The organism is Streptomyces sp. NTH33, from assembly GCF_003236365.1.
GTDB lineage: Bacteria > Actinomycetota > Actinomycetes > Streptomycetales > Streptomycetaceae > Streptomyces.
Map to the genome: position 1 here is coordinate 1 of NZ_POTZ01000321.1, position 8,079 is coordinate 8,079.

The 8,079-nt window shown below is 69.6% G+C and carries 6 protein-coding genes and 1 pseudogene; 3 read left to right on the forward strand and 4 right to left on the reverse strand.

Annotated features, from left to right (window positions below; translation table 11 throughout):
• A partial coding sequence (locus C1I97_RS41755; RefSeq protein ID WP_258382733.1) for an Rv3235 family protein occupies positions 1 to 569 on the forward strand: 569 nt, incomplete at its 5' end.
• A 71-nt stretch (positions 570 to 640) separates the two neighbouring features.
• Here the strand turns inward: C1I97_RS41755 and secA are convergent.
• The gene (gene secA, locus C1I97_RS25760; RefSeq protein WP_111005558.1) at positions 641 to 3,487 is read right to left on the reverse strand and encodes a preprotein translocase subunit SecA; all 2,847 of its coding nucleotides are present in this window, start codon (positions 3,485 to 3,487) and stop codon (positions 641 to 643) included.
• Between the two features lie 272 nt (positions 3,488 to 3,759).
• Between secA and C1I97_RS25765 the strand changes: the two genes are divergently transcribed.
• Both C1I97_RS25765 and C1I97_RS25770 read left to right on the forward strand, forming a co-directional pair.
• Positions 3,760 to 4,332, forward strand: a complete 573-nt coding sequence (locus tag C1I97_RS25765) for a GNAT family N-acetyltransferase (RefSeq protein WP_111005559.1) — start codon at positions 3,760 to 3,762, stop codon at positions 4,330 to 4,332.
• Positions 4,333 to 4,406: 74 nt separating this feature from the next.
• The gene (locus tag C1I97_RS25770; protein ID WP_111005560.1) at positions 4,407 to 5,582 is read left to right on the forward strand and encodes a winged helix-turn-helix domain-containing protein; all 1,176 of its coding nucleotides are present in this window, start codon (positions 4,407 to 4,409) and stop codon (positions 5,580 to 5,582) included.
• A gap of 3 nt (positions 5,583 to 5,585) precedes the next feature.
• Here the strand turns inward: C1I97_RS25770 and C1I97_RS25775 are convergent, their stop codons facing one another.
• From C1I97_RS25775 to C1I97_RS25790, 3 genes and pseudogenes are all read right to left on the reverse strand, one after another.
• Positions 5,586 to 6,332: a response regulator gene (locus tag C1I97_RS25775; protein WP_111005561.1), complete on the reverse strand. Its 747-nt coding sequence runs from the start codon at positions 6,330 to 6,332 to the stop codon at positions 5,586 to 5,588.
• A 207-nt stretch (positions 6,333 to 6,539) separates the two neighbouring features.
• Positions 6,540 to 7,232, reverse strand: coding sequence for a ribosome hibernation-promoting factor, HPF/YfiA family (gene hpf, locus C1I97_RS25780; RefSeq protein WP_111005562.1), 693 nt, complete (start codon positions 7,230 to 7,232; stop codon positions 6,540 to 6,542).
• 312 nt (positions 7,233 to 7,544) lie between these two features.
• Positions 7,545 to 8,079: pseudogene (locus C1I97_RS25790) on the reverse strand (ComF family protein); the annotation flags it as partial.

Here is an 8,079-nt window from a genome sequence, read left to right on the forward strand (position 1 = left end):
CCCTCCGCACCGCTCCCACCCGGCCGCCCACGGCGCCCGGCCCGAACGGTGCCCGTTCGGCCGTCAGGACGGTTGCGGCCCACACAGCGGGCGGGCCCCGGAGGACAGCACGCGCCACCACCCCGGCGGGCGCAGCCGCAACGGCGGCGGAGACCCACGCCCCCGTGGCGCGCGGCACCGCCCTCGCGGTGGACGCGCAGGCCGCCCTGCGGGCGGCTTCGCTGCCGGTTGCCACCGATCTGTTCGCCGACCGGCTTCTCGCCGTGCTCAGCGGGCAGCGGCCCGTGCACTGGATGCTCCGGCACACCGCGGGCCGGGCGTACGACGAACTCGCCTGGCTTGCCGAGCGCGGCGCTCTGCGCACCCGTGGCGCACGCCCGGTCGTGCGGGACATCGGCTACTACGAGCCCCGTGCGGGCGCCGTGGAGGCCTTCGCCCGCATCGGCGCGGGCGACCAGCTGCGGGCGATGGCGTTCCGCCTGGAGCAGGGCCGTGACCGGCGCTGGCGCTGCACGGCGGTGGAGCTGGGCGGCCCTCGCATGCCCCACTCGGACGACGAACTCCCCTGAGTTCCTTGAGCCCCCTGAGAAACGAAGGGCCGGGCACCCCCGAGGAGGGTGCCCGGCCCTTGCAGGTCACGTCACTTCTTGCGGCGGCGGCCCGCCTTGGCCTGCTTGCGGCGCTCCGCGCGCGTGAGGCCGTCGGACTCCGAACGCACGGGCCCGCCGTCGGTGGCGAACTCGCCCTCGACGACGCCGCCCTCGCCGTCCACGGTCGGCGCGGAGAAGTGCAGGTCCCGCCGCTGGGGGGCGTCGAGGCCCTTGGCCCGGATCTCCGGACGCGCGCCCGCCTGCGCCGGCACCGCGTCGTGCTTCTCCAGGTCGGCCACTGGCTTGGCCTCCTCGACCGGGACCTCCTCGACCTGCTGCTCGACCTGGACCTCCAGGTTGAACAGGTAGCCGACGGACTCCTCCTTGATGCCCTCCATCATCGCGGTGAACATGTCGAAGCCCTCGCGCTGGTACTCGACCAGCGGGTCCTTCTGCGCCATCGCGCGCAGGCCGATGCCCTCCTGGAGGTAGTCCATCTCGTAGAGGTGCTCACGCCACTTGCGGTCCAGCACCGACAGCACCACCCGGCGCTCCAGCTCCCGCATGATCTCGGAGCCGAGCTGCTCCTCACGGGCCTTGTACTGCTCGTGGATGTCGTCCTTGATGGACTCGCTGATGAACTCCGCGGTCAGCCCCGTGCGGTCGCCGGCCGCCTCCTCCAGCTCCTCCACGGTGACCTTCACCGGGTACAGCTGCTTGAAGGCGCCCCACAGCCGGTCGAGGTCCCAGTCCTCCGGGAAGCCCTCGGCGGTCTCCGCCTGGATGTAGGCGTCGATCGTGTCGTTCATGAAGTGCTGGATCTGCTCCTGCAGGTCCTCGCCCTCCAGGACGCGGCGCCGCTCGCCGTAGATGACCTCGCGCTGCCGGTTGAGGACCTCGTCGTACTTCAGAACGTTCTTACGGGTCTCGAAGTTCTGCTGCTCAACCTGCGACTGGGCGGACGCGATCGCGCGCGTGACCATCTTGTTCTCGATCGGCACGTCGTCCGGCACGTTCGCCATGGACATCACGCGCTCGACCATCTGCGCCTTGAACAGGCGCATCAGGTCGTCGCCGAGAGAGAGGTAGAAGCGGGACTCGCCGGGGTCGCCCTGACGACCGGAACGACCGCGCAGCTGGTTGTCGATACGGCGCGACTCGTGCCGCTCGGTGCCCAGCACGTAGAGCCCGCCGAGCTTCTCGACCTCCTCCTTCTCGGCCTTGACCGCCTCCTCCGCGCGCCGCAGCGCTTCGGGCAGGGCCACTGCCCACTCCTCGATGTGCTCCTCGGGGTCGAGGCCGCGCTGGCGCAGCTCGGCCTCGGCGAGGTCCTCGGGGTTGCCGCCGAGCTTGATGTCCGTACCACGGCCGGCCATGTTCGTCGCCACGGTCACCGCGCCCTTGCGGCCGGCCTGGGCGACGATCGACGCCTCGCGCTCGTGGTGCTTGGCGTTGAGCACCTCGTGCTGGACGCCCCGCTTGCTGAGCTGCTGCGAGAGGTACTCGGACTTCTCCACCGAGGTGGTGCCGACCAGGATCGGCTGGCCCTTCTCGTGCTTCTCGGCGATGTCGTCGACGACCGCCTCGAACTTGGCGACCTCGGTGCGGTAGATGAGGTCCGACTGGTCCTTGCGGACCATCGGCCGGTTGGTCGGGATGGGCACCACGCCGAGCTTGTAGATCTGGTGGAACTCGGCCGCCTCGGTCATCGCCGTACCGGTCATGCCGGACAGGCCGGGCTGTTCCTTGCCGTTGTGGTCGTGGCGCTTGTAGAGGCGGAAGAAGTTCTGGAGCGTGATCGTGGCGAGCGTCTGGTTCTCGTCCTTGATCGGCACGCCCTCCTTCGCCTCGATCGCCTGGTGCATGCCCTCGTTGTAGCGGCGGCCGGCGAGGATACGGCCGGTGTGCTCGTCGACGATCATGACTTCGTCGTCGATGATGACGTAGTCCTTGTCGCGCTTGAAGAGCTCCTTGGCCTTGATGGCGTTGTTGAGGTAGCCCACGAGCGGGGTGTTCACCGACTCGTAGAGGTTGTCGATGCCCAGCCAATCCTCGACCTTGCTGACGCCGGACTCGTGGATGGCGACGGTGCGCTTCTTCTCGTCGACGTCGTAGTCGCCGGTCTCCTCGATGCCCTTGAGCGGCTGGCCGGCCTCGCCGCGCTTGAGGCGCTTGACCAGCTTGGCGAAGTCGCCGTACCACTTGGTGGCCTGGTCGGCCGGGCCGGAGATGATCAGCGGCGTACGGGCCTCGTCGATGAGGATGGAGTCGACCTCGTCGACGATGGCGAAGTTGTGGCCGCGCTGGACGAGTTCGTCCTTGGACCACGCCATGTTGTCGCGCAGGTAGTCGAAGCCGAACTCGTTGTTCGTGCCGTAGGTGATGTCGCAGGCGTACTGCTCGCGGCGCTGGGCCGGCGTCATGTTGGCCAGAATGCAGCCGACGCTCAGCCCCAGGAAGCGGTGGACGCGGCCCATCATCTCGGAGTCGCGCTCGGCCAGGTAGTCGTTGACCGTGATGATGTGGACGCCCTTGCCGGCCAGGGCGTTCAGATACGCCGGCAGGGTGCCGACGAGGGTCTTGCCCTCACCGGTCTTCATCTCGGCCACGTGGCCCATGTGCAGGGCGGCGCCGCCCATCATCTGGACGTCGTAGTGCCGCTGGCCCAGGACGCGCTTGGCCGCCTCACGCACCGTGGCGAACGCCTCGGGCAGCAGGTCGTCCAGGCTCTCACCGTCGGCGTACCGCTGCTTGTACTCATCGGTGAGGGCCCGCAGCTCGGCGTCGGAGAGGCTGACGAAGTCCTCTTCGATGGAGTTGACCTGGTCCGCGATGCGGTGCAGCTTGCGCAGGATCTTGCCTTCGCCTGCACGCATGATCTTCGAAAGGACGGACACGGGGGTTGGTCTCCTTGCCGGTCGGGCCTGGGACGGTCGGTTTCCACTTGACTGACTGAGCAACGGCCATCGTATGCGAGGACACGGCCGAGCCGGGAGGGCCTGCCGTAAGGGCACGCGTCCACTGCACCGTGAGAGCTACACACGGGACAACGTCCGGGGGCCGCGGATGGTGCCGCGTTTCTCCGAAGGTTTACGCGAATTGTGACCGTCCGCTCACCCAGGGCAAAAAGGGATGGCGCCCTGTCGCGGCCTCCGAGGAGAATCGGCCGATGGAACCCGTCACGCTCACCACCGACCGCCTGCTCCTGCGCGCCATCGGCCCCCAGGACGCCGACGCCGTGTACGCCGCCGTGCAGGACCCCGACATCGGGCGCTGGCTCTCCCAGCTCCCCTCGCCCTACCTGCCCGAGCACGCGCGGAGCTTCACCGAAGAGCTGGTCCCCGAGGGCTGGGCCGACGGTTCGGTGTTCACCTTCGGCCTCTTCCTGCCCGAAGGGGACCTGGTGGGCACGCTCAGCATCACCATGCGCTCGCCGGGCGAGGCCGAGATCGGCTTCTGGGCCGCGAAGGAACACCGCGGCAACGGCTACGTGACCGAGGCCGCCCTCGCCGCCGCCCGCTGGGCCTTCACCCAACTCGCCGTCGACCGCCTGGAATGGCGCGCCGAGGCCGGCAACAACGCCTCCCGCGCGGTGGCCGAACGGGCGGGCTTCGCCCTGGAGGGCACCCTGCGCTCCGCCTTCGGCGCCAGGGGAGTACGGCGCGACTGCTGGGTGGGTTCCCTGCTGCCGTCCGACCTGGGCCTGCCGTCGACGGCGCCCTACCTGCCGGCGCACGCGTAGACATCAGGCAGGCATCGGGAACGAACGCCCGAGCCGACCCGCGTTGTCAGTGCCACCCCCTATCGTGCGGAGCCATGACTTCCCTCCCGCGCCCCACCACCGAGCTCTCGGCGGACGAAGCCCGCCGCATCGCCCTGCGGGCCCAGGGCTTCCTCGGCGCGCCGGACCGGCGGGCCGGGGTGCGCGGCGTCCTGCGCCACCTCGGCGCCGTCCAGCTCGACACGATCTCGGTCCTCGCCCGCTCCCACGAGCTCGTGCCCTACGCACGTCTGGGCGCGGTCGGCCGCACGACCGTCGACCGCGCCTACTGGACCGACACGCACGCCTTCGAGTACTGGTCGCACGCCGCCTGCATCCTGCCCATCGAGGAGTGGCCGCACTTCGCCTTCCGCCGCCGCGCCTACCGCAACCGCCCGCACTGGAACCACGAACTGCCCGACGGCGCCTACGAGCAGGTCGTCAAGCAGCTGCGCGCCGAGGGCCCGCTGACGGCGACGGAGCTGGGCGGGGCGAAGAGGACCAGCGAGTGGTGGGACTGGTCCGGCTCCAAGGTCGCCGTCGAGCGCGCCCTGATGTACGGCGAGGTGGTCTGCGTCGAGCGCCGGGGCTGGAAGCGGGTGTACGACCTCGCCGAGCGCGCCGTCCCGGAGCATCTGCTGCACGACGAGCTGGACGACGCCGAGTGCCTGCGCCGCCTGGTCCGTCTGGCCGGCCGGTCCCTGGGCGTGGGCACGCGCGCGGACATCGCGGACTACCACCGCCTCAAGGGCGAGCAGGTCGACGCGGTGATAGCGGACTCGGGGCTGGTCCCGGTCACGGTCGAGGACTGGGGCAGGCCGGCCTGGGCGGACCCGGCGGCGCTCGGGACAGTCCCGCGCGGCCGCCACCGGACCACACTGCTGTCCCCGTTCGACTCCCTGATCTGGGAGCGGGCCCGCACCGAACGGATCTTCGGCTTCACCCACCGTCTGGAGGCCTACGTCCCCAAGCCCAAGCGGGTCCACGGCTACTTCGCGATGCCGGTGCTCGCCGGAGGCCGCCTCGTCGGCCGCGTGGACCCCGCCCGCGAGGGCCGCACCCTGGTCGCCAAGCAGGTCACCCTGGACAGCGCCGGATCCGTGCCCGCGGTCGCCCAGGCCCTCGTCGAGGCGGCGAGCTGGGTGGACTGCACGGACGTACGCGTGGAACGGGTGAACGCGCCCGAGCTGCGCGAACCCCTGGCCCGGGAGCTGGCCCGCGCGCTCGGCTGAGCGTCAGCGGATCTCCAGGATCTTCTCCCGCATCGCGTACACCACCGCCTCCATCCTGGAGTGCAGCTGGAGCTTCTCCAGGATGTTGCGCACGTGGTTCTTCACGGTGTTCTCGGAGATGAACAGCTCCTTGGCGATGTCCCGGTTGTTCATCCCCGTGGCGACGAGCTTGAGGACCTCCAGCTCACGGTCGGTCAGCCGGGGCGCGGGGACGAGGCGGCGCTCGTCGGTCCGCTGGATCATCGACTTGAACTCGGTGAGCAGCTTGGACGCCATGGACGGGCTGATCTGCGACTGGCCGTCGGCCACGGCGCGGATGGCGGTGGCCACCTCGTCCGTGGAGATCTCCTTGAGCAGGTAGCCGGTCGCGCCCGCCTTGATCGCCTCGTAGAGGTCGGCCTCCTCGTCGCTTATCGTCAGCATGATGATCTTGGCGCTGGGGGCGACCTCCTTGATGGAGGTGCACGCCTCGATGCCGCCGCGCTTGGGCATCCGTACGTCCATCAGCACGATGTCGGGCAGCAGATCGGCGGCCTTGTCCACCGCTTCGGCACCGTCACCCGCCTCGCCGACCACCTGGATGTCCTCCTCGGCGGCGAGCACGATCTCCAGGCCGCGGCGGAAGAGGGCGTGGTCGTCCACGACAAGGACTCTGATCGGCTCCTTGCGCGCAGTGCCCGCGTCCGGGCCCATGCCGACGACGCCACCGTCGGCATCCTCGCCCCGCATCGGTCCGAAGCTGTCCGCCATCGTTGTCCTCCCCCTGAGGCTGTGGCCTGGTGTGCGGTGCCATGGCCAACCCAAGGCAACAGCCCATCCGTTGAGCCGTTGCCGCCATGATTCCATGTCCGGCCGACACTGCGGTGACCAAGCGGGGCGCGAAAGGGTCGCACGCCGGTGCCCCTGGGGGCGCACACGCGCAACCAGGGGCACCGTCTCAGCTGTCGGCCGGGTGGGTCAGCCGCCCAATGTGCCGCCCGCCTCGGGAGAGTGCGCCTCAGTGACCATCGTGTCCGTCCTGAGGTGGATCACGCCGTAGTCGTAGGCATGCCGTCGGTAGACGACGCTGGGTTCCTTGGTCTCGGAGTCGACGAACAGATAGAAGTCGTGCCCGACCAGCTCCATCTCGTAGAGGGCCTGGTCGAGGGTCATCGGGGAGGCTACGTGTGTCTTCTCGCGGACGACGAGGGGACCGTCCCCCTGCACTTCCAGCGAGCCGACCTTCTTGGTGGGCGCCTGGCCCGCTTCCTCCTCCGTGACGGTCTGGCCGCTGCCGTTCAGCGTCGCGGCGCCCGGGACGTGGTCGGGGACCTCGGCGGCCGAGACCCGGCGCGCGCCGCGCCGCGAGAAACGCTTGTCGTGCTGCTTGCGCAGCCGGGCACCCAGCTTCTCCGCCGCCAGGTCGAGTGCCGCGTACGGATCGCTGGCCGCTGCCTCCGCCCGGATCACAGGACCGCGGGAGCGGAGCGTGATCTCCACTCGGGCACTGCGGTCGGCCTGTCGGGGGTTGGGCTCCTTGGACACCTCGACGTCGAGGCTGATCACCTTGCCATCGAGCTTCTGGATCTTCTCCAGGTTCAGCTTCTCGGCCACGTGCTTGCGGAACCGCTCGGGCACCTCGGTCTTGCGGCCCTTGACGACGATGTCCACGCAGAACTCCGTTCCCGGATCACTCCGCTACACCGGCGGAGCATCTCCCTTTTCGCACCCGGTTCCGGTGAGCCCGGAACCTCGGACTCGGTGACGTGCACCTCCTCCCCCGTGGGCAAGATCTCCACCCGGCCCGTGCGGGTGATTATGGAAACCCGCAGCATGACATTCGGATATAGCGGGGATGGCCTGCGCCTTTCCCCCACACCCCGAACATATCTCGCCCGGACGGATGACGTCACCCTCTACTGCGGCGTACCTCCGTTCAGGTGAATTGACCCTCTCATTGCCTGCAGCGATGCAAGTTTTCAGTCAGTTCCGGTTTATTTCGAAAGAACCCGGAGAGACCGCCACGACGGCCGCACAGATCACGCCACCGGCGCCATACGCACCCCCGTTTTCCAGTGCGCCGTACATCGAGTTCCCCTCCTTCCGCGTTGCTTCCTGCCCTGCTCCGGACTTCCGTTCTCTCATCCCTTCCCGAGTCCGCACCGCATACACAGCCGCTTTCACCGCACGTGCCGCTTCCGTCAGGGAGGCGCCCGTCGTCATGAGGTCGTCGACCAGCACCACCGGGCCGCTCAGCAACAGCCCCGCACCGCCCGCGGCCACCTGAAGCGCGCCGGCGAGGTTGTCCATCCGCTGCCGGGAGTTCAGCGCCGACTGATCGGCCACGACACGCCGCTGGCGCAGCACGGCCAGCATCCTGGCCGGGGTCCCGGACCGCCGCAGCTCACCGGCCGCCGCGAGCGCGATCCGCCGTACCGGATCATGCCCGCGGGCCCGCACCGCCCGCCGCGCGGACGGCACGGGAACCAGCAGCACGGTCCCGCCCACCGCCCACGGC

Bases quoted from the DNA above. Each gene is read 5' to 3' on its own strand.
- C1I97_RS25765 (WP_111005559.1), top strand. From the start codon at position 3,760: ATGGAACCCGTCACGCTCACCACCGACCGCCTGCTCCTGCGCGCCATC.
- C1I97_RS25770 (WP_111005560.1), top strand. From the start codon at position 4,407: ATGACTTCCCTCCCGCGCCCCACCACCGAGCTCTCGGCGGACGAAGCC.
- C1I97_RS25775 (WP_111005561.1), bottom strand. From the start codon at position 6,332: ATGGCGGACAGCTTCGGACCGATGCGGGGCGAGGATGCCGACGGTGGC.